The 24,790-nt window shown below is 71.2% G+C and carries 27 protein-coding genes, 2 tRNA genes and 1 other RNA gene; 21 read left to right on the plus strand and 9 right to left on the minus strand.

What is annotated here, in order from left to right; translation table 11 throughout:
- Positions 1 to 40: 40 nt before the first annotated feature.
- Positions 41 to 826 carry a histidinol-phosphatase gene (gene hisN / locus A4U64_RS07890; RefSeq protein WP_065922419.1) on the minus strand — a complete coding sequence of 262 codons (786 nt, stop codon included), beginning with the start codon at positions 824 to 826 and terminating at the stop codon, positions 41 to 43.
- Positions 827 to 905: 79 nt separating this feature from the next.
- Between hisN and prfB the strand changes: the two genes are divergently transcribed.
- The 17 genes from prfB (at position 906) to A4U64_RS07975 (ending at position 13,154) form a co-directional block, all read left to right on the plus strand.
- Positions 906 to 2,030 (plus strand): peptide chain release factor 2, encoded by a 1,125-nt coding sequence (prfB, locus tag A4U64_RS07895; protein ID WP_029544529.1) that lies wholly within the window; start codon positions 906 to 908, stop codon positions 2,028 to 2,030.
- A gap of 78 nt (positions 2,031 to 2,108) precedes the next feature.
- On the plus strand, positions 2,109 to 2,936 hold the full coding sequence (locus tag A4U64_RS07900) for a mechanosensitive ion channel family protein (RefSeq protein ID WP_373566485.1): 828 nt from the start codon (positions 2,109 to 2,111) through the stop codon (positions 2,934 to 2,936).
- Positions 2,933 to 3,373 (plus strand): hypothetical protein, encoded by a 441-nt coding sequence (locus A4U64_RS07905; protein ID WP_050035443.1) that lies wholly within the window; start codon positions 2,933 to 2,935, stop codon positions 3,371 to 3,373. Before A4U64_RS07900 ends, A4U64_RS07905 begins: the two co-directional genes overlap by 4 nt.
- 31 nt (positions 3,374 to 3,404) lie before the next feature.
- A complete protein-coding gene (ftsE, locus tag A4U64_RS07910; protein ID WP_029544525.1) occupies positions 3,405 to 4,094 on the plus strand; it encodes a cell division ATP-binding protein FtsE in 690 nt (229 codons plus the stop codon).
- Positions 4,095 to 4,154: 60 nt separating this feature from the next.
- Positions 4,155 to 5,060 (plus strand): permease-like cell division protein FtsX, encoded by a 906-nt coding sequence (gene ftsX / locus A4U64_RS07915; RefSeq protein WP_006940612.1) that lies wholly within the window; start codon positions 4,155 to 4,157, stop codon positions 5,058 to 5,060.
- A gap of 93 nt (positions 5,061 to 5,153) precedes the next feature.
- Positions 5,154 to 5,627: an SsrA-binding protein SmpB gene (smpB, locus tag A4U64_RS07920; protein ID WP_006940611.1), complete on the plus strand. Its 474-nt coding sequence runs from the start codon at positions 5,154 to 5,156 to the stop codon at positions 5,625 to 5,627.
- A 20-nt stretch (positions 5,628 to 5,647) separates the two neighbouring features.
- Positions 5,648 to 6,478, plus strand: coding sequence for a DMT family transporter (locus A4U64_RS07925; protein ID WP_065923435.1), 831 nt, complete (start codon positions 5,648 to 5,650; stop codon positions 6,476 to 6,478).
- A 101-nt stretch (positions 6,479 to 6,579) separates the two neighbouring features.
- Positions 6,580 to 6,948: a transfer-messenger RNA gene (gene ssrA, locus A4U64_RS07930) on the plus strand.
- A 68-nt stretch (positions 6,949 to 7,016) separates the two neighbouring features.
- Positions 7,017 to 7,370: a fluoride efflux transporter FluC gene (locus tag A4U64_RS07935; protein WP_006940609.1), complete on the plus strand. Its 354-nt coding sequence runs from the start codon at positions 7,017 to 7,019 to the stop codon at positions 7,368 to 7,370.
- The gene (gene crcB / locus A4U64_RS07940) at positions 7,367 to 7,711 is read left to right on the plus strand and encodes a fluoride efflux transporter CrcB (protein WP_006940607.1); all 345 of its coding nucleotides are present in this window, start codon (positions 7,367 to 7,369) and stop codon (positions 7,709 to 7,711) included. Before A4U64_RS07935 ends, crcB begins: the two co-directional genes overlap by 4 nt.
- 78 nt (positions 7,712 to 7,789) lie before the next feature.
- Positions 7,790 to 9,424: a phosphoglucomutase (alpha-D-glucose-1,6-bisphosphate-dependent) gene (gene pgm / locus A4U64_RS07945; protein ID WP_065922420.1), complete on the plus strand. Its 1,635-nt coding sequence runs from the start codon at positions 7,790 to 7,792 to the stop codon at positions 9,422 to 9,424.
- A 61-nt stretch (positions 9,425 to 9,485) separates the two neighbouring features.
- Positions 9,486 to 10,694, plus strand: a complete 1,209-nt coding sequence (locus A4U64_RS07950) for an MFS transporter (protein WP_006940603.1) — start codon at positions 9,486 to 9,488, stop codon at positions 10,692 to 10,694.
- Positions 10,695 to 10,720: 26 nt separating this feature from the next.
- A complete protein-coding gene (locus A4U64_RS07955; RefSeq protein WP_006940600.1) occupies positions 10,721 to 11,209 on the plus strand; it encodes a MauE/DoxX family redox-associated membrane protein in 489 nt (162 codons plus the stop codon).
- 37 nt (positions 11,210 to 11,246) lie between these two features.
- On the plus strand, positions 11,247 to 11,993 hold the full coding sequence (locus tag A4U64_RS07960) for a DsbA family protein (protein WP_006940599.1): 747 nt from the start codon (positions 11,247 to 11,249) through the stop codon (positions 11,991 to 11,993).
- 140 nt (positions 11,994 to 12,133) lie between these two features.
- A tRNA-Ala gene (locus A4U64_RS07965) sits at positions 12,134 to 12,209 on the plus strand.
- Positions 12,210 to 12,286: 77 nt separating this feature from the next.
- A tRNA-Ala gene (locus A4U64_RS07970) sits at positions 12,287 to 12,359 on the plus strand.
- A gap of 378 nt (positions 12,360 to 12,737) precedes the next feature.
- Positions 12,738 to 13,154 (plus strand): DUF7144 family membrane protein, encoded by a 417-nt coding sequence (locus A4U64_RS07975; RefSeq protein ID WP_029544516.1) that lies wholly within the window; start codon positions 12,738 to 12,740, stop codon positions 13,152 to 13,154.
- On the opposite strand, the gene A4U64_RS07980 is transcribed toward A4U64_RS07975, so the two are convergent.
- Genes A4U64_RS07980 through A4U64_RS08005 form a run of 6 tightly spaced genes read right to left on the minus strand, consistent with a single transcriptional unit; the run spans position 13,155 to position 18,966 of the window.
- Entirely contained in the window at positions 13,155 to 14,657 is a 1,503-nt protein-coding gene (locus A4U64_RS07980; RefSeq protein WP_065922421.1) for an AMP-dependent synthetase/ligase, read from the minus strand.
- On the minus strand, positions 14,650 to 15,435 hold the full coding sequence (locus tag A4U64_RS07985; protein WP_050035440.1) for an IclR family transcriptional regulator: 786 nt from the start codon (positions 15,433 to 15,435) through the stop codon (positions 14,650 to 14,652). The genes A4U64_RS07980 and A4U64_RS07985 overlap by 8 nt, the downstream gene beginning before the upstream one ends.
- A gap of 34 nt (positions 15,436 to 15,469) precedes the next feature.
- A complete protein-coding gene (locus A4U64_RS07990; protein ID WP_232334178.1) occupies positions 15,470 to 16,669 on the minus strand; it encodes a cytochrome P450 in 1,200 nt (399 codons plus the stop codon).
- Between the two features lie 25 nt (positions 16,670 to 16,694).
- Positions 16,695 to 17,672: a PDR/VanB family oxidoreductase gene (locus A4U64_RS07995; protein ID WP_065922422.1), complete on the minus strand. Its 978-nt coding sequence runs from the start codon at positions 17,670 to 17,672 to the stop codon at positions 16,695 to 16,697.
- A 10-nt stretch (positions 17,673 to 17,682) separates the two neighbouring features.
- On the minus strand, positions 17,683 to 17,901 hold the full coding sequence (locus A4U64_RS08000) for a hypothetical protein (protein ID WP_006940590.1): 219 nt from the start codon (positions 17,899 to 17,901) through the stop codon (positions 17,683 to 17,685).
- Positions 17,902 to 17,904: 3 nt separating this feature from the next.
- Positions 17,905 to 18,966, minus strand: a complete 1,062-nt coding sequence (locus A4U64_RS08005; RefSeq protein ID WP_006940588.1) for an aromatic ring-hydroxylating dioxygenase subunit alpha — start codon at positions 18,964 to 18,966, stop codon at positions 17,905 to 17,907.
- Between the two features lie 218 nt (positions 18,967 to 19,184).
- Between A4U64_RS08005 and A4U64_RS08010 the strand changes: the two genes are divergently transcribed.
- Together A4U64_RS08010 and A4U64_RS08015 are read left to right on the plus strand one after the other, a co-directional pair.
- Positions 19,185 to 20,546 carry an MFS transporter gene (locus A4U64_RS08010; RefSeq protein WP_065922423.1) on the plus strand — a complete coding sequence of 454 codons (1,362 nt, stop codon included), beginning with the start codon at positions 19,185 to 19,187 and terminating at the stop codon, positions 20,544 to 20,546.
- A 44-nt stretch (positions 20,547 to 20,590) separates the two neighbouring features.
- On the plus strand, positions 20,591 to 21,868 hold the full coding sequence (locus A4U64_RS08015; RefSeq protein WP_006940585.1) for a LuxR C-terminal-related transcriptional regulator: 1,278 nt from the start codon (positions 20,591 to 20,593) through the stop codon (positions 21,866 to 21,868).
- On the opposite strand, the gene A4U64_RS08020 is transcribed toward A4U64_RS08015, so the two are convergent.
- Positions 21,852 to 22,400: a gluconokinase gene (locus tag A4U64_RS08020; protein WP_006940581.1), complete on the minus strand. Its 549-nt coding sequence runs from the start codon at positions 22,398 to 22,400 to the stop codon at positions 21,852 to 21,854. The genes A4U64_RS08015 and A4U64_RS08020 overlap by 17 nt on opposite strands.
- Before the next feature lie 52 nt (positions 22,401 to 22,452).
- On the minus strand, positions 22,453 to 22,767 hold the full coding sequence (locus tag A4U64_RS08025; RefSeq protein ID WP_065922424.1) for a WhiB family transcriptional regulator: 315 nt from the start codon (positions 22,765 to 22,767) through the stop codon (positions 22,453 to 22,455).
- Positions 22,768 to 23,031: 264 nt separating this feature from the next.
- On the opposite strand from A4U64_RS08025, the gene A4U64_RS08030 reads away from it, so the two are divergent.
- Positions 23,032 to 24,117 (plus strand): S-(hydroxymethyl)mycothiol dehydrogenase, encoded by a 1,086-nt coding sequence (locus tag A4U64_RS08030; RefSeq protein ID WP_006940578.1) that lies wholly within the window; start codon positions 23,032 to 23,034, stop codon positions 24,115 to 24,117.
- Entirely contained in the window at positions 24,114 to 24,773 is a 660-nt protein-coding gene (locus tag A4U64_RS08035; RefSeq protein WP_050035434.1) for an MBL fold metallo-hydrolase, read from the plus strand. The genes A4U64_RS08030 and A4U64_RS08035 overlap by 4 nt, the downstream gene beginning before the upstream one ends.
- Positions 24,774 to 24,790: the final 17 nt, after the last annotated feature.

A 24,790-nucleotide genomic window follows, 5' to 3' on the forward strand; every position in this document is an offset into this window, starting at 1 on the left:
TACTATCGAGTAAGTTCGGGGTGGGCGGGAGCCGCGCGGATCACCGCAGGCGCGTGAGCACGCCCTCGTGCAGCGCCCCGTTGGTGGCTACCGCGCTGCCGCCGTGCGGGCCGGCCGCACCGTCCAGATTCGTGAACCGGCCTCCCGCCTCCCGGACCAGCACGTCGAGCGCGGCCAGGTCCCACAGGGACACCTCGGGCTCGAGGGCGATGTCGACCGCACCCTCCGCGAGCAGGCAGTACGAATAGAAGTCGCCGTAGGCCCGCACCCGCCACACCTCGTCGGTGAGCGCGACGAACTCGTCGCGCCGACCGCGATCGCGCCAGCCGGACAGGCTCGAGAAGCTCAGCGACGCCGCGGACAGGTCGGTGACCTGCGAGACGGCGATGCGGCGCGGCTCTGCGCCGTCGTACGCCACCCACGCGCCCGCGCCCGCCGCGGCCCACCAGCGACGGTTCAGCGCCGGGGCGCTCACCACCCCCACCACGGGCACGCCGTCGTCGAGCAGGGCGATGAGGCTGGCCCACACCGGCACGCCGCGCACGAAGTTCTTCGTCCCGTCGATCGGATCGACCACCCACTGCCGGCCGGTGAACACCGCGTCGCCGCCGAACTCCTCGCCGAGGATCGCGTCGCCCGGGCGCTCGGCGCCGAGGGTGCCGCGCACGGCGCGTTCGACGCCGAGATCGGCATCCGACACCGGTGTCAGGTCCGGCTTGTCGGTGACGGTCAGGTCGAGGGCGCCGAACCGGGTGCGCGTGATGGCGTCCGCCTCGTCGGCGAGGCGCAGGGCGAGGTCCAGATCGGCCGAGAGGTCGGTGCTCATGCCTCAGACGCTAGCCGAGAGCCCACCGGGCCCCGAGCGGTGGCGAGGTACCGCCGCACACCCGGTAACCTTGGGAATCGTGCATCCCGATGTTTCCGCAGACCTGGCCGAACTGGCGACCACCCTCGAGACCGTCGAGGCGGTTCTCGACGTGGACGAGCTGCGTCGGCGTATCGACGAACTCGAGCACCAGGCCGCCGACCCGGAGCTGTGGAACGACCAGGAGCACGCGCAGCAGGTCACCAGCCAGCTCTCGCACGCCCAGGGCGAACTCCGCCGCGTCGAGGAGCTGCGCTCCCGGCTCGACGACCTACCGGTGCTCTACGAACTCGCCGAGGGCGAGGAGGGTGAGGACCGCGCCGCCGCCATGGCCGACGCCGACGCCGAGCGGGCCGGCCTGCGCACCGACATCGAGGCGATGGAGGTGCGCACGCTCCTGTCCGGCGAGTACGACCAGCGCGACGCGCTGGTCAACATCCGCGCCGGCGCCGGCGGCGTCGACGCCGCGGACTGGGCCGAGATGCTCATGCGCATGTACATCCGGTGGGCCGACAAGCACGGCTACCCGGTCGAGGTGTACGACACCTCGTACGCGGAGGAGGCCGGCATCAAGTCCGCGACCTTCGCGATCAAGGCGCCCTACACGTACGGCACCCTGTCGGTCGAGATGGGCACCCACCGGCTCGTGCGGATCAGCCCCTTCGACAACCAGGGCCGCCGCCAGACGTCGTTCGCCGAGGTCGAGGTGCTGCCGGTCGTCGAGACCACCGACCACATCGACGTCGACGAGAACGACATCCGCGTCGACGTGTACCGCTCGTCCGGCCCGGGCGGGCAGTCCGTCAACACCACCGACTCCGCGGTGCGCCTGACCCACATCCCCACGGGTATCGTCGTCACCTGCCAGAACGAGAAGTCGCAGTTGCAGAACAAGGTTTCGGCCATGCGCGTGCTGCAGGCCAAGCTGCTCGAACGCAAGCGGCAGGAGGAGCGCGCGGAGATGGACGCGCTCAAGGGCGACGGCGGCAGCTCGTGGGGCAACCAGATGCGCTCCTACGTCCTGCACCCGTACCAGATGGTCAAGGACCTGCGCACCGAGTACGAGGTGAACAACCCGGCCGCCGTCCTCGACGGCGACATCGACGGGTTCCTCGAAGAGGGCATCCGGTGGCGCATGCGCGAGAACCAGAAGCAGAATCAATAACACGGCTACGGAGGATCCACCCTGTTTCCCGGTACCAGGCTCCTCGACTGGCTGTCGACCAGCGGTCTGCAGATCGCCCTGACCGTGCTCGGCGCTGTGCTCGTCGCGCGGTTCGTCAGCTGGACCGGCGGCCGCATCACCCGCCGCATCGACGAGACGTATCAGCAGTCCGACGCGCTGGTGCGCTCGGAGGTGACGAAACACCGGCACTCGGTGGCGCAGGTGATCACCTGGGTGGTCATCACGTTCGTCTACATCGTCGCCACCCTGAAGGTGTTCGACTACCTCGCGCTGCCCATCGGCAGCCTGGTGGCCCCCGCGACCGTCCTCGGCGCGGCGCTCGGCTTCGGCGCCCAGCGCATCGTCCAGGACATTCTCGCGGGATTCTTCATCATCACCGAACGGCAGTACGGGTTCGGTGACACGGTCCAGATCTCGGTCACCGGGGCCTCCGCCGACGCCGTCGGCACGGTCGAGGACGTCACCCTGCGCGTGACCAAGCTGCGCAACGCCGCCGGCGAGGTCATCACCGTGCCCAACGGGCAGATCAACAAGGCCGTCAACCTCTCCAAGGACTGGGCCCGCGCGGTCGTCGACGTGCCGATCCCGGTCACGGCCGACATCGCGGAGGTCAACGACATCCTGCACGAGGTCGGCGTCAATGCCTTCGAGGACGAGAAGCTGAAGGAACTGCTGCTCGACGAGCCCACCGTGATGGGCGTCGAGAGCCTCGAGGTCGACCAGGTCAGCGTTCGTATGGTCGCGCGCACCCTGCCCGGCAAGCAGTTCCAGGTGGGACGGGAACTGCGCGTGCGGGTCGCGCTCGCGTTGCGCCGGCAGGGCCTCACCGTCCATCCGCAGCTCGACACGTCCACCCCGATCCACGGGATCGAGGCGGTGCGGTGAGCGAGCCTCGCAGGTTCCACATCCCGGACCACGTCTTCGGCGGCCGGCTGCGTACCGCCACCCTGGCCCTGTGCCTCGTGTGGCTGGGGCTGTGGGTGCTCTACCTGTACCTCAACCCGGAGGAGGAACAGGGCACGGCGACGGCGCCGCCGGGCGCGGTGGTCGTCAGCGAGACGCCGTACGTGCCGTACGTGCCCGAGCCCACCACCGCCGAACCGAGCCCCACGCCGACCAGTACGGAGCCGACCCCGACGACGACCACGCCGGCGCCGACCGGGACCGGATCCACGCCCGGCGGAGCGGGTTCGCGCACCGTTCCCGAGGCCCCGGCCCCGACGACCACGACGACTCAGCCCGGCCTGCGGCTGCCCGAGATTCCGATTCCCGGCCTCGGCGATTCGTCCCCCGCCGAACCTACCGGCGAGTCGGTTCCTTAGGTCACCGTCCGATAACGGCTAGCATGGCGGCGTGATCCGCCTGGAGAATGTGTCCAAGTCGTACAAGACGTCGACCCGGCCCGCCCTCGACAAGGTGAGCGTCGAGATCGACAAGGGCGAGTTCGTCTTCCTCATCGGCCCGTCCGGTTCCGGGAAGTCGACCTTCCTGCGGCTGCTCCTGCGTGACGACACGCCCACCTCCGGTGACATCCACGTGGCGGACTTCCACGTCAACCGCCTGTCGGCGCGCCGGGTGCCCAGGTTGCGGCAGAACCTCGGCTGCGTATTCCAGGACTTCCGGCTGCTGCAGCGCAAGACGGTGGCCGAGAACGTCGCGTTCGCGCTCGAGGTGATCGGCAAGCCCCGCTCGGTCGTCGCTCGCACCGTGCCCGAGGTGCTCGACCTCGTCGGCCTGTCCGGCAAGGCCGACCGCCTGCCCACCGAACTGTCCGGCGGCGAACAGCAGCGCGTCGCGATCGCCCGGGCCTTCGTGAACCGGCCCCTGGTGCTCATGGCCGACGAACCGACCGGCAATCTCGACCCGGACACCAGCCAGGACATCATGATGCTGCTCGAGCGCATCAACCGCACGGGCACCACCGTGCTCATGGCCACCCATGACCACCACATCGTCGACTCCATGCGGCGCCGCGTGGTCGAGCTCGATCTCGGTCGGGTCGTGCGCGACGAGGCGCGCGGCGTCTACGGCGTCGGTCGCTGACCGCGCTCTCCCGCTCCCATCGCTCTCGCCCCTCCGGCAACCGAAGGACTTCGACACTCCATGCGTGCCAGCTTCATCCTGAGCGAGGTCGTCACCGGCCTGCGCCGCAACCTGACCATGACCGTCGCGATGATCCTGACCACCGCGATCTCCCTCGGCCTGTTCGGCGCGGGTCTGCTCGTCGTGCAGATGGCCGACAAGACGCAGCAGATCTTCCTCGACCGGGTCGAGGTGCAGGTGTTCCTCACCGACGACATCTCGACCCTCGACCCCGACTGCGAACAGGACATCTGCCGCACCCTGCGCTCGGACCTCGAGAACACCCCGGCGGTGGTGTCGGTGCAGTACCTCAACCGCGAGGACGCCGTCGCCGACGCGACCGAGCGGGTCTTCAAGGACCAGCCGGAGCTCGCCGAGCTCGTCAGCGCCGAGAGCTTCCCGGCCTCGTTCAAGATCAAGCTCTCGGATCCCGACCGCTTCGGGGTGATCGAGGACCAGTTCGCCGTCCGTCCCGGCGTCGACAGCGTGCTCAATCAGAAGGACCTCGTCGAGCGGCTGTTCAGCGTGCTGGGCGGCGTCCGCAACGCCGCATTCGCGATCGCCACGGTCCAGGCGGTCGCTGCGATCCTGCTCATCGCGAACATGGTGCAGATCGCCGCGTTCACCCGCCGCACCGAGGTGGGCATCATGCGGCTGGTCGGCGCCACCCGCTGGTACACCCAGCTGCCGTTCCTGCTCGAGGCCGTCGTGGCGGCCGTGATCGGCGCGGCGCTGGCGATCGCGGGGTTGTTCGTCGCGAAGGGCGCCTTCGTCGACGAGGTGCTCTCGGAGGTCTACGAGGCCAACATCGTCGCCCGCATCTCCAACAGCGACGTGCTGCTGGTCTCGCCGATCCTGGTGCTGGTGGGCGTCGGCATGGCGGCCCTGACCGCCTACGTCACCCTGCGCCTGTACGTGCGTGAATAGCCGCGCGTCGGTGCGCGGGAATATCTCGTTGCGTCCGCTACCTATGCTGTACACAGATCTGTCGGACGCATCGAGGACCGGAGGGGCCCGAAAGTGAAGGAAAAGGGCCGCAAGGTCATCGCCACGAATCGCAAGGCACGGCACAACTACACCATTCTCGACACGTACGAGGCCGGAGTCGCGCTCCTGGGCACCGAGGTCAAGAGCCTGCGCGAGGGCAAGGCGTCGCTCGTCGACGCGTTCGCCACCGTCGACGACGGCGAGGTGTGGCTGCGCGGGCTGCACATCCCCGAGTACGGGCACGGCACGTGGACCAACCACGCGCCCCGGCGCACCCGCAAGCTGCTGCTGCACCGCCGGGAGATCGACAACCTCGTCGGCAAGACCCGCGAGGGCAACCAGACCCTGGTCCCGCTGTCGATGTACTTCTCCGACGGCAAGGTGAAGGTCGAATTGGCGCTGGCCAAGGGCAAGCAGGACTACGACAAGCGGCAGGACCTGGCCCGTCGCACCGCCGAGCGCGAGGTGACCCGCGAGCTCGGCCGGCGGGTGAAGGGCATGCGCTGACGGCGATCGTGCTCGCCCTGGTGGCCGCGGTCGGCTACGGGGTGAGCGACTTCCTCGGCGGGGTCGCGTCCCGCCGGGTGGCGGCGCTGCGGTTCGTGATCGTCTCGTACCCGCTGTCGCTGCTGCTGGTGCTCGCCGTCGCGCCGCTCGTGGGCGGCGACCTCACCCCCGAGTCCCTCGGCTGGGGTGCGGCGGCCGGTGTCGCCGGCGGGCTCGCGATCTGGTGGTTCTATCTCGCGCTCGCCGCGGGCCCGATGTCGGTGGTGTCCCCGCTCACCGCCGTGCTCGTGGCCGGTATCCCGGTGCTCGTCGGGATCGCGGCGGGGGAGCGGCCCGGACCGGTCGCCTACGCCGGCATCGCGATCGCCCTCGTCGCCGTCGTGCTGGTCAGTCGCGAATCGAAGGAAGGCGTCGCCGGGGACGAGCAACCCCGATTCACCGCGACCGTGGCGTGGCTGACCGTCGGCTCCGGAGTCGCGTTCGCGCTGATGTTCGTCGCGCTGCACCGCGTCCCCGCGGGCACCGGCCTGTGGCCCCTCGGCATGTCCCGGCTCACGGCGACACTCGTCGTGTGGGCGGTGGCCCTGGGCGTGCGGCAGATGATCCGGCCGCCGAGCCGGGTCTATCCGCACATCATCGCGGTCGCGGTGCTGGACGTGATCGCCAACGGTGCGCTGATGTTCGCCTTCCAGGGCGGCATGCTGTCGCTGGTGAGCGTCATCGGCGCGCTGTACCCGGCGGCGACCGTGCTGCTGGCGATGGTCGTGCTGGGCGAGCGCATCGGGCGGGGCCAGATGACCGGAATGGTGCTCGCCCTCACCGCCGTCGGCATGATCACCGCGGCCGCCTGAGGGCTGTGAGCCACGTCATTCGCATCACGGTGGAAATGGGAATGACGGAGGGGGGTCCGCGCGTTAGAGTGGGTAGTCCTGCGAAGGCCGCAGGTACGTACGGGGCTGAACGGTTTCGACTGCGTACGTTGAGCTAGGGGAAGCGTGTCGGTGCAGGCAAGAGACCACCGTAAGCGTCGCTGCAAACCAATAAGCGCCGAGTCTACTCAGCGCGAGTACGCCCTCGCTGCCTAAGCGAGTGCGTCTCTGTCAGACCGGGTGTGCTCCCGCCCCGGATCCTGGCATCGACTAGGGAGCTCCACCGTACGGCTCGGTCGCGGAGCCGGACGGGACAACAAACAGCGACTGGGATCGTCATCTCGGCTTGTTCGCGGGACCGGGAGATCCAAGTAGAGACATAGCGAACTGCACACGGAGAAGCCCTGGCGAGGCGGCGGAGGACCCGGGTTCGATTCCCGGCAGCTCCACCGGAAACGCGAAGGACCCCGGCCACCCGGCCGGGGTCCTTCGCATATGCCGGACCTCTACGGTTACCGGCATGGAGTACAAGCCGACGGCCGTCGTCGCCGCGGGCGGCGCGGTGGGTGCCGTCACCCGATACGCGCTGTCCGTGCAATTCCCCGGCATCTGGACGATCGCGGCGATCAACATCGCCGGTTCGCTGCTGCTCGGCGTCGTCGCAGCAATGCTCGGTCCCGACCGGCTGTGGCGCCTGTTCCTCGGCGTCGGTGTGCTCGGCGGGTTCACCACCTTCTCCACGTTCGCCGTCGACGCGGTCCGCCACCCCGCGACTGCCGTCGTCTATGTGGCCGTGACGCTCGTGGGGGCACTCGCGGCGGCGCGCGCCGGCATGGCGGCCGGCGAGGCGTGGCGGCACCGGACGGCCCGATGACCGTCCTGCTCGTCGCCCTGGGCGGCGGTGCCGGAGCGGTCCTGCGCTATCTTGCCGGCCGGCACGTCCGCTCCTACCGCAGCGTCCCGGTGGCGACCCTGACCGTCAACGTCCTCGGTTGCCTGCTGCTCGGTGTGCTGTCCGGGGCTGCGCTCGCGCCCTCGACGTTCGCGCTGCTCGGCACGGGGTTCTGCGGGGGCCTGACCACCTACTCGACGTTCGCCGTCGAGACGGTCGGTCTCGTCCGGGTGCGCCGCCCGGTCACCGCGACGGTGTATGCGGCGGTGAGCGTGCTCGCCGGCACGGCCGCGGCCTGGGCCGGGTATGCCCTCACGTCCTGAACGACGGCGATCGGCGCGCGCCGGGCACGCCGGGCGGGCAAGATGAGCAGGGCAAGGTCGGGTGGACGAGGAGGTCACATGGCGCACGAACGAGCGGGACAACCGGCGGCGGCGGAGGATCTGGAGGACCTCGCGCACCTGGTCACCGCGTACTACACGGTGACGCCGGACCCGCAGGATCCGATGCAGCAGGTGGCCTTCGGCACCTCCGGTCACCGCGGTTCCAGCCTCGACGGCGCCTTCAACGAGCAGCACATCCTCGCCACCACCCAGGCGATCGTCGAGTACCGGGCGGCGCAGCAGATCACCGGTCCGCTGTTCCTCGGCCGCGACACCCACGCGTTGTCGGAGCCGGCGTGGACGAGCGCACTCGAGGTGCTCGCCGCCAACGGCGTCGACGTGGTGATCGACGCTCGCGACCGCTACACGCCGACCCCGGCCGTGAGCCACGCGATCCTGCGGCACAACGCCGGCGCTGGATCCGGTGCCCGCGCCGACGGCATCGTCGTCACCCCGTCGCACAATCCACCCCGCGACGGCGGCTTCAAGTACAACCCGCCGCACGGCGGGCCCGCCGACACCGATGCGACGTCGGCGATCGCGGCGCGCGCCAACGAACTGCTCGCCGCGGGGCTGAACGGGGTGCGCCGGGTGCCCGCCGTCCGGGCGCTCGCCGACGCCGGCCGGCACGATTTCCTCGCCGCCTACATCGACGACCTGCCGAACGTCGTGGATCTCGACGCCGTCCGCGACGCCGGGTTGCGCGTCGGCGCCGATCCGCTCGGCGGCGCCAGCGTCGACTACTGGGGCGAGATCGCCGAGCGGCACCGGCTGGACCTGACCGTCGTCAACCCGCTCGTCGACGCCACCTGGCGGTTCATGACCCTCGACACCGACGGCAGGATCCGGATGGACTGCTCGTCGCCCAACGCGATGGCGTCGCTGATCGGCGCCCGCGACCGCTACGACCTGGCGACCGGCAACGACGCCGACGCCGACCGGCACGGCATCGTCACCCCCGACGGGGGGCTGATGAACCCGAACCACTACCTCGCGGTCGCCATCGACTACCTGTACCGGCACCGGTCCGGATGGTCGGCCGAGGCGAAGGTCGGCAAGACCCTCGTGAGCTCGTCGATGATCGACCGCGTGGCCGCGGGCCTGGGCCGGGGTCTGCTCGAGGTGCCGGTGGGCTTCAAGTGGTTCGTTCCCGGCCTGCTCGACGGCAGCCTCGGCTTCGGTGGAGAGGAGAGCGCCGGCGCCTCCTTCCTGCGGCGCGACGGCTCGGTGTGGACCACCGACAAGGACGGCATCCTGCTGGCCCTGCTCGCGTCCGAGATCACCGCCGTGACCGGCACGACCCCCTCCCGGCGCTACGCCGAGCTCGCCGAGCGCTACGGCGACCCGTCGTACGCCCGGGTCGACGCGCCCGCGACGCGCGAGCAGAAGGCCGTCCTGGCGAAGCTCTCGCCCGGCCAGGTCGACGCCACCGAACTCGCCGGCGAGCCGATCACCGCGACCCTCACCGCCGCGCCGGGCAACGGTGCCGCGCTCGGGGGCCTGAAGGTCACGACGGAGAACGCGTGGTTCGCGGCCCGGCCCTCCGGCACCGAGGACGTGTACAAGATCTACGCCGAATCGTTCCTCGGCCCGGAGCATCTCGCCCGCGTCCAGGACGCGGCGCGGGACCTGGTGTCCCACGTCCTCGGCTGAGCCCGCACCGGCGGGACGCGCCCGCCCTCCCGGTCGTGCGCGTCGCTAACATCAGGCCATCATGCGAACACGCGACGCCGCCCTGCCGCGGGAGATCTGGGTCCTGGTCAGCGCGGCCTTCGTCATCGCCCTCGGCTTCGGTCTCGTCGCACCCGCGCTGCCGCAGTTCGCGCGCAGCTTCGGGGTGGGGGTCACCGCGGCGTCCGTCGTCATCTCGGCGTTCGCGGCGATGCGCCTGCTGTTCGCCCCCGCGAGCGGAAACCTCGTGCAGCGGCTGGGGGAGCGGCCGGTGTACACCGCCGGTGTGCTCATCGTGGCGCTGTCCACCGGCGCCTGCGCCTTCGCGACGGACTACTGGCAGCTGCTGCTGTTCCGGGCGCTCGGCGGCATCGGCTCCACCATGTTCACCGTCTCGGCGCTCGGGTTGCTGATTCGCATCTCGCCGCCGAACGCGCGGGGCCGGGTGTCGGGGCTCTACGCGACGAGCTTCCTGCTCGGCAACATCGGTGGCCCCCTCGCCGGGGGCGCCCTGGTCGGGCTGGGCCTGCGGGCACCGTTCCTCATCTATGCGGTGGCGCTGCTCGTCGCGGCGGCGGTCGTGTTCGTGAGCCTGCGTCACTCCGCGCTTGCCGTGCCGGACTCCGGCGGCGCCATGCCGGTGATGCGGCTGCGGGAGGCTCTGCGGTCGCCGGTGTACCGGGCCGCGCTCGGGTCGAACTTCGCCAACGGCTGGGTCGTCTTCGGCGTGCGGGTGGCGATGGTGCCGCTGTTCGTCGTGGAGGTCCTCGGGCGCGATGCCGGCCTCGCCGGGGTGGCACTGACGGTGTTCGCCGTGGGCAATGCCCTGGTCCTGATGGTCTCCGGGCGGTTGTCCGACCGGTTCGGCCGCCGCCCGTTCGTCCTGCTGGGGCTGGTGGTGTGCGGGACCAGCACGATCGCGATGGGCCTCACCACGAACCTCGCGCTGTTCTTCGCGACGTCGCTGCTGGCCGGCGTCGGGTCCGGCCTGATGAACCCGGCCCAGCAGGCGTCCGTCGCCGACGTGGTCGGCAGCAGGGCGCGCGGGGGCCCGGTGCTGGCGACGTTCCAGATGACCGCGGATGTGGGGGCGGTGATCGGACCGGTCGCCGCCGGGATCCTGGCGCAGCAGGTGTCGTACGGGGCCGCCTTCGCCGTGACCGGCGCCGTCATGCTGCTCGTCGCCGTGCCCTGGGCGCTGGCGCCGCGGCCCGCCCGGAAACCCACAGTGACCGAAGCCACGGAGATCTGACCCCAGTCGTCGGTACTGTCGAAGGGGTGTGGATTCCCCTGTTCAGCCTGATCGCCCGGCTCGGTCTCGCTGCCGTGTGGTTGATCTCCGGATGGATCAAGTTCGCCGATCCGTCACAGACCGTCGTGGCCGTCCGCGCATACCAGTTGTTGCCCGAGGCGCTCGTACGGCCCGTTGCGGCCGGTCTGCCGATCCTCGAACTCGTGCTCGGCCTGCTGCTGCTGATCGGACTCGCGGTGCGCGCCGCAGCGGTCGTGGGCGCGGCTGCGCTGCTGACCTTGATCGCGGTGATCGCCTCGGTCTGGGCCCGCGGCCTGTCCATCGACTGCGGATGCTTCGGCGGCGGTGGAGCGGCGGACGTGAACGGCTGGGACTACGCCGGGGAGATCGCACGAGACCTCGGCTTCCTCGCCCTGGCCGGGTGGTTGACGGTGTTCCCACGCAGTCCGTTCGCGCTCGGTCTCGGCTCACGGGCGAGGCTCTCAGCACGCACTCAGCCCGCGATGGCAGAGTGATCCCGCATCGATCCCCGAGCAGCGAAGGGCAGATTCCGTGAGCGCGAAGAAGGTCAAACCGGTCAAGTACACGCCGGAGCCGACGTCGAGCAAGTCCACCTTCATCCTCGGCGGCATCGCGGTCCTGGTCATCGCGGTGCTGGTCATCGGGGGGGTGTTGTGGCAGTCGAACCGGGGCAAGGCCCGCAACGAGGGCTACGGGACGGTGCAGAACACCGCGGTGCAGGTGGAGCTGCAGGACGACGGTGTCATCGTGCTCGGTCTTCCCGACGCCGCGACCACGATCGACCTGTTCGAGGATCCGCTGTGTCCGTACTGCGCCGAGCTCGAGCACAAGCACGGCCAGGAACTCGCGCAGGCGGTCGACGCCGGCGACGTCGCCGTGCGGTACCACATGCTCGCGTTCCTCGATCAGCTCTCCGCGAGCGGCGACTACTCGACCCGCGCGGTCGCGGCCGGCCAGTGTGTCGCCCAGACCGGTGATGCGACGGCGTTCTCCGCGTTCCACGCCGCGTTGCTCTCGCCGGAGAACCAGCCCGCCGAGCGGAGCGACAGCGACCTCACCAACGCCGAGCTGGCACAGATGGCGCGGGACGCCGGGGCGTCCGACGAGGCGGCGCAGTGCGTCGCCGACGGCGCGCGCGTCGAGCAGGCCGCCGTCGACGCGGAGGCGGGACGGCAGGCGCTCGCGGCGGCGGGCGCGTCCGGCACCCCCGCGGTGGTGCACAACGGCACGGTGATCGACGCCCTCGGCAACGACAACTGGGTGGCCGAACTCGGCTGAGGCGGCGGCGACGGTGGTCGGCCGTCCGACCACCGTCGCCCGCACTGTCGCCGCTGACCAGGCGATTTGTTGTCGTCGACGGCGATGGTGTAATTTTCTTCTCGCACCGGGGAGTGAATCCCGGGTGACGATCCAAGTACGGGGCTATGGCGCAGCTGGTAGCGCACCACACTGGCAGTGTGGGGGTCAGGGGTTCGAGTCCCCTTAGCTCCACCATCACCGCGAGAGGCGAGAGTGAATGCTCTCGCCTCTCGTCGTGAGAGGCCACCGCGGGTGGCCCGATTGTTCTGCACGGGGCTATGGCGCAGCTGGTAGCGCACCACACTGGCAGTGTGGGGGTCAGGGGTTCGAGTCCCCTTAGCTCCACTCCCTCCGGCTCTCTCCGGATTCTTCTCCCACCGCGGCGGCCCCCTTCTCCGGGCAATGCCGACATTTTTCACCCTCGGAACCTGCTCCACGCTCTCGTCCGGCGGCGCACACTGTGAAGGATCGCTTCGAAAACGGGAGAGGTGAGCTGTCGTGTCCGAAGGTTCGAGCGTTACCCCGGGTTCTCCAACCGGTGCGGGTGCCACGGCCGGTGCAGGTTCGACGGCCGGCACAGGTTCGACGGCTGGTGCAGGTGCCACCGCCGGTGCAGGTTCCACGGCAGCGGCGGGTGCGTCCGCGCGCCACGGTGGTGGTGCCCACGAGGCCGGCGGCCCCGCCGCGGTCCGCCACGACAGTGGACCTGCAACGGGGTCCGGCCTGAAGCAGGGCTTCGCCGCGGGCACGTCGATCGCGGCCGGCATCCTGCTCGCGACGGTCGGCGTCCTGCAGGTTCTGCAGGGTATCGCCGCGATCGCCAAGGACGACATCATCGTGGTCGGCCAGGAGTACACCTTCTCCTGGAGCGTCTCGGCGTGGGGCTGGGTGCATCTGATCCTGGGCATCCTCGTGGCCGTGATCGGTCTCGCTCTCGTCACGGGAGCCACGTGGGCGCGCGTCGCCGCGATCGTCATCGCGGCGCTGTCGATCATCGCGAACTTCCTGTGGTTGCCCTACTACCCGGGATGGTCGCTCGCGATCATCGCGATCGACGTGGTGGTGATCTGGGCGGTGTCCACCTGGGACGCCGATCGCACCTGGGACGCCGGTCGCACCGAGCCGGGCTACCGCCCCTGATCAACCCTCGTACAGCCGGCGCACCACCTCGGCGCAGCGCGCGAGCACCCGCTCCCGCAGCGGGCGTCCGTGCGCGTCGACCTCCGTGGGCGGCAGCGGTGCGGGCAGCACGGTGAACCGGCGGATGCGTTCCCAGCGGCCGAGCTCCGCATTGAGCCGGGCGACGGCGGCCGCGGCCTCGGCCGGGGGGATCGCCCGGCCCGAGGTGGGGACCACCAGTCCTACGCAGTAGGGGCGGTGCTCGCCCACCACGACGAGGTCCGCGCCGGGCAACAGTGCCCGGAACCGGCGTGCGACGGCGACCGGCGCGACGTACTTGCCGGTGGAGGTCTTGAACACCTCCTTCTTGCGGGCGCGCAGGGTGACGAAACCGTCGTCGTCGACGACGGCGCGATCGCCGGTGTGGAACCACCCGTCGCGGTCGAGGACCGCGGCGGTGCGCTCGGCGTCGTCGTGGTATCCGGACATGACGGCGGGGCTGCGGACGAGCAGTTCCCCGTCGGCGGCGATGCGCACCTGCGTGCCGGGCAGCGGCCGGCCCATCGAACCGAGGCGCCGGCTGTCCGGGCGGTTGACGCAGCACGGACCCGCGGTCTCGGTGAGGCCGTATCCCTCGAGTGCCGGCACGCCGGCCCCTTCGAACCACTCGGCCAGCGGACGGTCGAGCCGCGCCGAGCCGGAGATCACGAACCGCAACCGGCCCAGATCCGCGGCACCGGACTCCACGCCGGCGCGGATCTTGCCCAGCACGTGGGGAACGGACCCGAGGAATGTCGGCCGGACCTCGCCGAGGCGCTGCACGACCCGATCGGCACGGCCGTCGACGATCGTCGGCACGCCCAGGTGCACGCCCACGAACAGCAGCGCACGTCCGAAGACGTGGGAGAGCGGCAGCCACAGCAGTTGCAGGTCCGAGGGCGTGAGCATGCCCAGGCGGGCCATGGCCCGGGCCTCGTAGGTGACGGCGGCGTGCGGCAGGCACGCGCCCTTGGCGGTGCCGTCGGAGGCGGAGGTGTAGATCAGGGTGGCCAGGTGGTCGGGCGTCACGCCCGCGATGCGGGCCGCGACCGCTCCGGGATCGGCGGCCAGGAGCCGTCGGCCCTCGGCCTCGAGTTCGCCGAGCCGGTCCAGGTGCAGCACCGGCGCGGTGGGCAGCGGCCGGTCGGTGAAGGTCAGCACGCTGCCCGAGTGCCGGAGCAGTGCCACCACCTCCGTCGGCGGGGTGGCGGGATAGACCGGCACGGTGACCGCCCCGGCGCACACGATCGCGAGGTCGGCGAGGATCCACTCGTAGCTGGTGGCGGCGCAGACGGCGACGTGCGCGCCCGGGCGAATTCCACGGCCGATCAACCCGGCGGCGAGGGCGGTGACCCGGCCGGCCACCTCGGTCCACGACACGCTCGTCCAGTCGTCGCCGCTGGGGTGCCGGAATGCCTCCGCGTAGGGCGTGCGGGCCACCCTGTCGAGCAGCAGCCGCGGCACGGTGCGGGCCGGTTCACCCATCGCTGCTCGTCAATCCGCCGGGCCGCAGGGAGCGGCCGATCGCGCGGGCCGCGGTGCGGACCAGTTGGGACAGTGCGGTGACCTGCGCGGTGTCCGCGGCGGCGACGATCGACAGCGCCGCGATCGCGACGCCGGGCCGCTCGAAGATCGGTGCGGCCACGGAGACCGCCTCCATCGTCACCTGCCGGTCGCTCACCGCGATCTCGGAGCGGCGTACCTCGGCCAGGACCCGGCGCAGCTCGGCGGGGGAGGTGAGGGTGCGTTCGGTGAACCGCTCCAGCGGCCGGGCCAGCACCTCCTCCTGAACGGAGCGCGGTGCGAACGCGAGCAGCACGAGTCCCAGGCCGGACGCGTGGATGGGAAAGGGGCTGCCGACCCGGGTGAGGGTCTTCACCGCCCGCTGACCGCGCAGGCGTTCGACGAACACCACTTCGGTCCCCTCACGCACACCGAGCTGCACGTTCTCCTGGGTGATCTGCGACAGGTCCTCCATCACGGGCAGCGCCAGCTCACGCAGCAGCGTGCCGCGCGGCGCGAGCGCCGCGACCTGCCACAGCCGGAGGCCGATGCTGAATCGGCCGGACGAGTCGCGTTCCAGCGCGCCCCACTCGGTGAGATCCCCGGCGAGCCGGTGCACCGTGGTGAGCGGCAGGCCGGTGCGCCGGGAAATCTCGCTCAGGGTCAGGTTGGGTTGCTCGCGCGTGAACGCCTCCAGGAGGGTGAGCGCGCGTACCGTGACGGAACCGGTGGCCGGGCGGGCGGCGCCGGTGGGGGTCACGGTGTGCTCACCCCTTCCTCGGGAACTGCTCCGGTCAGGCCGGTTCGACTCTGAGCGGAATGCTAGCCCAGCCCTTGAGCGTGTTGTTCGGTTGCGGCACCGGATCCCCGGCCGGTTCGATCCGCCGGATCCGCTGTGCCAGCGCGGTGAGCAGCACCTCGGCCTCGAGCCGCGCGATCGGCTGACCGACGCACTGGTGGATGCCCATGCCGAACGCGACGTGTCCGCCGGCGGAGCGGTGGATGTCGACGATGTGCGCATCGGGTCCCCATCGCCGTTCGTCGCGGTTGGCGGCGCCGAGGAACAGCAGGACCTTGCGGCCCTCGCCGATGGGGACGCCGGCCACCTCGGTGTCGGTGGAGGTGGTGCGGAAGAAGGTCTGCACGGGCGATTCCCAGCGCAGCGCCTCGTCGAATGCGAACTTCGAAAGCGCCGGCCGGGCGTGCAGCGCCTGCCACTGCCCGGGGAACCGCGTCATGGCGTAGACGGTGTTGGCGATGCCGTGAACGGTGGTGTCCACGCCGGCGGTGAGCAGGGATCGAACGAGCATAGGCGCCTGTTCGGCGGTGATGTCACCACGGTCGGCGGCCGCCCAGATCTGCGCGCCGAACCCGCCCGGCGCGAGATTCTCCCGCCGGCACGACTCCGCGACCCACTCCTGCGTCGGCCCGGACGCGGCGAGTGCCTTCTCCACGCGGTCGTTGCGGGGCCCGAAGGCGTTGAACGCCATGGCGCCGTACGGCAACAGATGCTCGCGGCCGTCCTCCCGGATCCCCACCGCGTCCGGGAACACCCGCAGGGGGAACACCTCGGCGAGATCGGTGACGGCGTCGAACTCACCACGGGCCACGAGCGCGTCGGCCAGGGCGTCGGCCTCGGCTTCGAACCCGGCGCGTAGCGCGCGCACGGTGCGCGGCGAGACGACGGCCCCCATGGCCGCCCGCACCACCGTGTGGTCCGGCGGGTCGGCCTCGAGCAGCAGGCTCGGGGTACGCCACGGCGTCTCGTGGGCGAAGTCGGCGAGGCCGACCCCTCGTTCGGAGACGAAGGTGCGCCAGTCGGTGAGGCAGGCGTGGACCTCCTCGAACCTGCCCATCGCGTACACGTCGTATCGGGGCAGGTACACCACCGGTCCGGCGGCGCGCAGCCGGGCGTGGAACTCGTACGGGTCGGCGAGGACGGCGTCGTCGAACGGGTCGTCGTCGAGGGTGGGCGGGTGCATTGCGACGGTCACGGCGGTCACCTCGGGATTCGGGCAGTCAGAGTTCGAGAACCAGGCGGGGGCAGGCGGCGCGGGACACGCAGATCAGCATGGTGTCGTGCGCGGCCTGTTCTTCGGGGGTCAGCAGCGAGTCGCGGTGGTCCACCGTGCCGGCGAGCACGGTGGTCTCGCAGGTGCCGCAGGTACCTTCGCGGCAGGACGAGAGCACCTGCACACCCGCGGCGGCGACGGCGTCCAGGACGCTCTCGTCGGGCGCGACGGTGACGGTGGTACCGCTCAGGGCCAGCTCCACCTCGAAGCCGTCCGAGCGTACCGGAGCGGACTGTTCCTTCGCGGCGAACCGTTCGATCCGCAGCGACCCGGCGGGCCGGTCGGCGCAGGCGGTGGTGACGGCGTCGAGCAGCCCGGCGGGGCCGCAGCAGTAGACGAGGGTGCCGGGACGCGGGTCCCCGAGCAGCGACGGCAGATCGAGCCGGCCCCGTTCGTCCTGCGGCACGAGGGTGACCCGGCCCGGGTAGCGGGTGACGAGGTCGTCGGCGAACGCCATCGAGGCGCGGCGGCGGCCTCCGTAGACGAGGGACCAGTCGGCGCCGGCCGCCTCGGCCGCGGCGATCATCGGCACTATCGGGGTGATCCCGATCCCGCCGGCGAGGAAGAGGTAGCGCGGCGCCGGGGCGAGGTCGAAGTTGTTGCGGGGTCCGTGAACGCGGACGCGGTCACCGACGGCGAGTTTGTCGTGCACGTACTGCGAGCCGCCGCGGCCGTCGGCCTCGCGCAGGACGGCGATGCGCCACGTCCCGGTGTCGGCCGGGTCGCCGCACAGCGAGTACTGACGGACGAGGTCCTCGTCGAGCACGAGATCGATGTGCGCGCCGGGACTCCACGGCGGCAGGGGCCCGCCGTCCGGGTGCCGCAGGCGCAACGCGACGACGCCGTCCGCGGGTTCCGTCCGCTCGACGATTTCGAGGTCGGTGCCGAATTCGTTTGCCGGGGAGTTGTTTTCCGGAAATGTCATGGTCGGGTCCTTACGCGTGAGCGACTTCGCGGGTCGGTTCGGGCGGCCGGGGGAGGGCGTCGGCGTGGCCGACGGGATGAGCGAGCAGCCAGTCCCACAGCGTGACGGGATCCTCGGCGACGTGCCGGGCACCGCAATGGCACGTTCCCTCGAGGCGGTCGGAGCCGGGCAGCCACACGACGCGCATCACGTTGGGCCCGCGCAGCATCCGGTTCGGTTGCGAGGACATCGGTTACCTCGTCTCGGCGAGGGTGCCGCCCGCCGTCATCGCCTGCAGGATCCGCCGCGCGGCCAGAGCGCCGGCGTCGATGTTGATGCTCAGTTCCTGGTACCCCTCTGGTTCGGTGGCGAGCACCTGTTCGAGCCGGTCGAGCGCGACGACGTCCTGCAGCACGACGGTGCGGTTGTTCTCGCGCAGGAACTCGGTGACCTTCTCGTCCTCGAGCGCAAAATCCCTTGCCACCGACCAGAAATCGTGAGTGGAGTGTTCGGTCTCCGGGGTGATCGCGTAGACCACCTCGACGTGGAACGCGTCGCTGTCGGGTCCGGTCTCGGGCGGCAGCACGCCGACGGGCGCGATCCGGCTGTGCAGCAGGTACAGGCACGGCGGGTGGTACTCGATGTCCTGCCACCGGGTGATGCGGCCCTCGAGGCCGGTCGATTCGGCGTAGAAGGGCGGGCATTCCGCGTCGGCGATGTGCCGGGAGACGTAGACGATCCCGGCCTCGTCGTCGACCTCGGTGGTGATGGGGGTCTCGGCCACCTCGGGGGTGCCGATGTAGCCGCCGTGCAGGTACGTCTCGTGGGAGAGGTCCATCAGGTTGTCGACGAGCAGGCTGTAGCGCGCCCGCAGCGGCTCCATGCCCGAGGCCACGGCGTAGCCGGGCGCGTCGAGCCACGGCGCCCGGGGGATGCGGGTCGGATCGGGCTCGGCCGGACGGTCCGGGTCGGCGATCCAGATCCACACGAACGAGTCCTGCTCGACCACCGGGTACGACTTCAGTCGCGCGGTGCGGGGCACCCGCTTCTGGCCCGGCACGGCCACGCAGCCGCCGTCGGACCCGTAGGTGAAGCCGTGGTAGCCGCATACGACCGTGTCGCCCGCGAGGCGGCTCGGCGCCTGCGAGAGCGGGAAGCGGCGGTGCACGCACCGGTCCGACATTGCGGTGACCTCACCGGATTCGGTGCGCCAGAACAGGATCGGCTCGTCGCAGATGGTCCGGGCGAACAGTTCCCGGTCGATCTCGCGGCCGTAGGCGGCCACATACCACTGGTTCCGGGCGATCTTCGTCATGGTTGTCTCGTCTCCACGGGGATGGTTCCGGTCCGAGCGACCGGCGGATGCCTCCACCGTGACGGGCGGCACGTGACGGGCGCCACCCGACTTCCGGATGGCGGAAAGTCGGGCGGTGCCCTTCCGGTATCCGGAAGGAGGGTGGATTCGTTGTGATCCGATCCATCACGCTCCTCGCAGGTGACTCGCCTCACATCCTTCGAACAGGGGCCCGATACATGGCAATCGATCTACGTGAACGCATCGACACCAGCCCGATGACGCGCTTCCAATGGGGCGCGGTGGCGATCTGCGTGCTGCTCAACGTCCTCGACGGCTTCGACGTGCTCGTCATGGCCTTCACCGCCCAGTCGGTGTCCCAGGAGTGGGGCCTGTCCGGTTCGGCGCTCGGCCTGCTGCTCAGCGCAGGCCTGTTCGGCATGGCCGCGGGCTCGCTGTTCCTCGCGCCGTGGGCCGACACGATCGGCCGCCGCGGCATGATCCTGCTCTGCCTGGGGATCGCGTCGATCGGCATGCTTGCCTCCGCGGTCAGCCAGAGCGCCCTGCAGCTGGGGCTGCTGCGCGCCCTCACCGGCGTCGGCATCGGGGGAATCCTCGCCAGCAGCAACGTCATCGCCAGCGAGTACGCCTCCAACCGGTGGCGCGCGCTGGCGGTGAGCCTGAACTCCACCGGCTACGCCGTCGGCGCCACCGTCGGCGGCATCATCGCCGTCGTGCTGCAGAACTCCTACGGATGGCGATCCGTCTTCCTGTTCGGCGGCGTCTGCACCGCGGTGATCATCCCGGTCGTGTACCTCCGCCTGCCCGAATCCCTCGACTTCCTGCTCGCCCGGCGGCCCGCCCACGCCCTCGCCCGCATCAACGCGTTCGCGGTCCGCGCCGGGCACCAGCCGCTCGCCGCGCTGCCCGCGCCGCGACAGGCCGACGATTCCGGGCCGCGGTCCGGCGTCAGGGTCGGCAGCCTCCTCGCACCGCGGCAGCGTCGCTCGACGCTGCTCGTCTGGGCCGCGTTCTTCCTGACCATGTTCGCCTTCTACTTCGTGACGAGCTGGACGCCGAAGCTGCTCGTCGAAGCGGGCCTGTCGGCCGACCAGGGCATCACCGGGGGCGTGCTGCTGAACCTCGGCGGCATCTTCGGCGCAACGCTGCTCGGCGCGCTGTCCGCGCGATTCGCGCTGAAGCGGGTCCTGGCGTCGTACATGGTGATCGCCGGCGCTCTGCTCGTGGTCTTCGTCCCCGCCACCGTCGCGGTGGTCGTCGCGTTCGCCCTCGGCGCCCTCATCGGCGTGTTCGTCAACGGGTGCATCGCGGGCCTGTACGCGATCACGCCCTCGGTGTATGCGCCGTCGGTGCGGGCGACCGGCGTCGGCTGGGGCATCGGCGTCGGCCGGCTCGGGGCCATCGCCTCGCCGATCGTCGCCGGTGCGCTGCTCGACCTGCACTGGTCGCCCACCCAGCTCTACCTGCTCGTCGCCGGCGCCCTCGTGCTCGCCGCCGTCGCCGTGGGACGGCTGCGGTTCGAGGCGCACACCGCCGACGCCCGGTCCGCCGACACACCCGCCTCGGTGGCCACACACTGATCGGCGGGGCCGGTCGCCGGGCCGCGCGCGCTATCGTGACCGGAGTGAACACCCCGATCCCGGCCCCCGACACGCTGATCACGAATCTGCGGGACGTACTGGTCGGGCCGCTCACCGAGATCGGCCAGCGCTTCTCGGCGCTGCTCACCGACCTGGTCCCGCACACCGCCCTGGTGATCTTCACGCGGGAATGCACCGGCCGGCCCCGCAAGGTGGCCGGCGACCCGGCGATCGTCGACCGCGTGACCATCGCCGAACTCGACCGCGTCCGAAGCGAACTCGCGACCGGGCAGATCCGTCGCGGCCCGGCCCGGATCGCGGGCCGGGACCGCGACGTGTGGGCGATCCTCGACGCCACCGACACGCTGCTCGTGCTCGTCCCGGGCGGTGCCCGCACCGGCTCGATTCCCCTCGAGCTGGTCCGGGCCCTGTTCGCCGTGGTGGCCACCGGCATCCAGCTGCAGGTCCGCAACGCCAGCCCGGCGTACCTCGCCGAATCCCGCGCCGCCTCCTCCGAACGCGCACGGACCGTTGCCGAGCTCACCGAGGCCCATGCGATGACGCTCGAGTCGATCCTCGCGACGCTGCGGTCGAGGGACCTCGACGACACCCGGGCCCGCATCACCGCACGCGAAACCGCCACCAATGCCCTCATCGGGCTGCGCTCGGCCGTCGACCGGCACCGCGAACTCGCCGAGGAGGCGGTGACCACCGCCTTCGCTAGGCTGCACGGTGAACTGCGCGGTCTGCTCCGGCACCGCGAGGTGGTCCTCGAGATGGTCGCCCCGCCGGTGGACGGGCGGGCGCTGCCGGGCGAGGTCGCGCATGCGGCCCGGGCCCTCGCCCGCGGCGCGGTCCTCGCGATGTCCGCGCAGGCGAACCTCGGCCGCGTCCGGGTCGCCTGGAACTGCGACGGAACCGACCTGCTGATCGACATCCGGGACGACGGTGACGGCGAGGCCGACGCCGCCGACCTCGCGCGGCAGCTACGGGACCGGGCCGAAACCCTCGGCGGCACCGTGGAGGCCGAGTCCACGCCCGGCTGGGGCTGCCGGGTCGCGGCCCGGCTACCGCTCGACATGCCCGCACCCGTGGCCGGCAGCCCCGCACTCGAGGCGCTGGCGGTCCTCGCGCCACGCGAGGTGGAGGTGCTCGAGCACCTCGTCGCGGGCCGGCGGAACCGGGTGATCGCCGAGCGGCTCGGTGTCAGCGAGTCGACGGTCAAGTTCCACGTGGCCTCGGTGCTCCGCAAGCTCGGGGTGAGCACCCGCGGCGAGGCGGCCGCGCTCGGCGCCGAGGCGGGGATCAAGGCCGCGGGCTGACGTCCGTCCCGCGCGTCCACTCGGCCGCCCGCGCCACGATCTCGGCGGCGACGTCGGCGGGCTCGGCGTCGATGCCGACGACGATCGCCGCCTCGTCGGGTTCGAGCGGCTCGAACGTGTCGAACTGCGAGTCCAGCAGGTCGGCCGGCATGTAGTGGCCGCGCCGCGTGCGGAGCCGTTCCCGGATCTGCTCGCGCGTGCCCGCCAGGTGCACGAAGACCACGTTCTCGCCGGCGAGGTCGTCCCGGTAGCGGCGGCGCAGCGCCGAGCACGTCACCACCCCCGGCCTGCCCCGGCCGGTGTGGTCCCGGATCCACGCGCCGACCGCCGCGAGCCACGGCGCCCGGTCCGCGTCGCTGAGCGGCCGGCCGGCGGCCATCTTCTCCACGTTGGCACGCGGATGCAGGTCGTCGCCCTCGAGCAGGTCCCATCCGGTGGCCTCGGCGACGAGTGCCGCGACGGTCGATTTGCCGGAGCCGGACACCCCCATGACGACGAGAATCGGCGGGCCGGGGTGGCCGGGTGAGTCCATTCGTGCCTCCCTGGTCGGCGCCTGCGTCGCGTCGCGGCGCAGGCGGGTCGCGTCAGCGCCCCAGCATGCCCCACCGGGCCGACCGATCCACGGCGGCGCGGCGCGAGCGGCGCTCGGACTCCGACATGCCACCCCAGATGCCGTACGGCTCACCGACTTCCAGTGCGTGGGTGCGGCAGCGCTCGAGAACCGGACACCGGGCGCAGACGAGCTTGGCGCGGTACTCGCGCAGTTCGCGTGCGCGGCCACGTTCCCCCTCGGGATGGAAGAAGGCCGACGACTCGTGGCCCCGGCACGCCGCGTGCAGCTGCCAGTCCCAGCTTTCGCTGCGGGGGTGGGGGAGGGTCACCGTGTTGGCGATCGACATTGCACTCCTCGGGCCTGCGAGGGGTCGCCTCGCCTGGACGCTGCGCCCTGTGAGGGCGGTCATACCGAAGCTTAGCCGGACTTCCGTACTCGATCAACGACACTTCGGCATTTCGGGGTCGAAAGTGCGGGACTGGTCTTTCGGTCAGGTCGATCCACTCCTTCGATCAGGTACCGGGGCGCCGCGCCGCCGATAGCGTGTGCGCATACCGCGATACGTCGCCGACGTCGCGCGAGCACCGCACGAGAAGAAGGAGACACCGTCATGCCACAGCAGGTCCGGGGCGTCGTCGCCCGCGCGAAGGGCGCTCCCGTCGAGGTCGTGCCGATCGTCATCCCCGACCCGGGGCCGGGGGAGGTCGTCGTTGCGATCGCCGCGTGCGGCGTGTGCCACACCGACCTGCACTACCGGGAGGGCGGCATCAACGACGAGTTCCCGTTCCTGCTCGGGCACGAGGCCGCCGGTGTCGTCGAGTCCGTCGGTGCGGGCGTCGACTCGGTCGCCGTCGGGGACTTCGTCGTCCTCAACTGGCGGGCCGTGTGCGGGCAGTGCCGCGCCTGCAAGCGCGGCCGCCCGCAGTACTGCTTCGACACCCACAACGCCACGCAGAAGATGACCCTCGAGGACGGCACCGAGCTGACCCCGGCCCTGGGCATCGGCGCGTTCGCCGACAAGACCCTCGTGCACGCAGGGCAGTGCACCAAGGTCGACCCCAGCGCCGACCCGGCCGTCGTCGGCCTGCTCGGCTGCGGGGTGATGGCCGGCCTCGGTGCCGCGGTGAACACCGGCGGGGTGACCCGCGGCGACTCCGTCGCGGTGATCGGCTGCGGCGGCGTGGGCGACGCCGCGATCATGGGCGCCCGCCTCGCCGGCGCCAACAAGATCATCGCGGTCGACCGGGACCCGAGGAAGCTCGAGTGGGCCACCGACCTCGGGGCTACCCACACCATCAACGGGGCCGAGGTCGACGCGGTCGAGGCGATCCAGGAGCTGACCGGCGGCTTCGGCGCCGACGTGGTCATCGACGCGGTCGGCCGCCCGGAGACGTGGAAGCAGGCGTTCTACGCCCGCGACCTGGCCGGCACCGTCGTCCTCGTCGGGGTGCCCACCCCGGAGATGACCCTCGAGATGCCGCTGATCGACTTCTTCTCCCGCGGCGGGTCCCTCAAGTCGTCCTGGTACGGCGACTGCCTGCCCGAGCGGGACTTCCCCATGCTCGTCGACCTCTACCAGCAGGGCCGGCTGCCGCTCGAGAAGTTCGTCACCGAGCGCATCGCCCTCGACCAGGTGGAGAAGGCGTTCGAGACCATGCACCGCGGCGAGGTGCTGCGCTCGGTGGTGGTCCTGTGACCGGGGCGAGCGGAGCGACGGGGGATAGGCACCGCCTGCGTATCGATCGGGTCGTCACCCACGGCACCTTCGCCCTCGACGGCGGCGAGTGGGAGGTCGACAACAACATCTGGCTCGTCGGCGACGACGACGAGGTGGTCGTGATCGATGCCGCGCACACCGCGCAGCCGATCATCGACGCCGTCGGCGGCCGGAAGGTGGTGGCGATCGTGTGCACGCACGGGCACAACGACCACGTCACCGTTGCCCCCGAGCTGGCCGACAAGCTCGACGCCCCGATCCTGCTCAACCCCGCCGACGACGTGCTGTGGGAGATGACCCACCCCGGTGTCGCGCACCGGCCGCTCGCGGACGGGGATCGGATCGCGGTGGCGGGCACCGACATCCAGGTCATCCACACCCCCGGGCACTCGCCCGGCTCGACGTGCCTGTACCTGCCGGAGGCGGGCGAGCTGTTCACCGGCGACACCCTGTTCTCCGGCGGTCCCGGTGCGACGGGACGCTCGTACTCGGACTTCCCGACCATCATCGGCTCGATCCGCGACAAGCTGTTCGCCCTGCCCGCCGAGACGAAGGTGCACACCGGTCACGGCGACGGCACGACGATCGGCACCGAGTCCCCGCATCTCGAGGAATGGATCCGCCGGGGCAACTGACGAGGCCCGTGGTGCGT

Origin of the sequence: Rhodococcus sp. WB1 (assembly GCF_001700945.1) — a bacterium.
Taxonomy (GTDB): Bacteria; Actinomycetota; Actinomycetes; order Mycobacteriales; family Mycobacteriaceae; genus Rhodococcus; species Rhodococcus aetherivorans.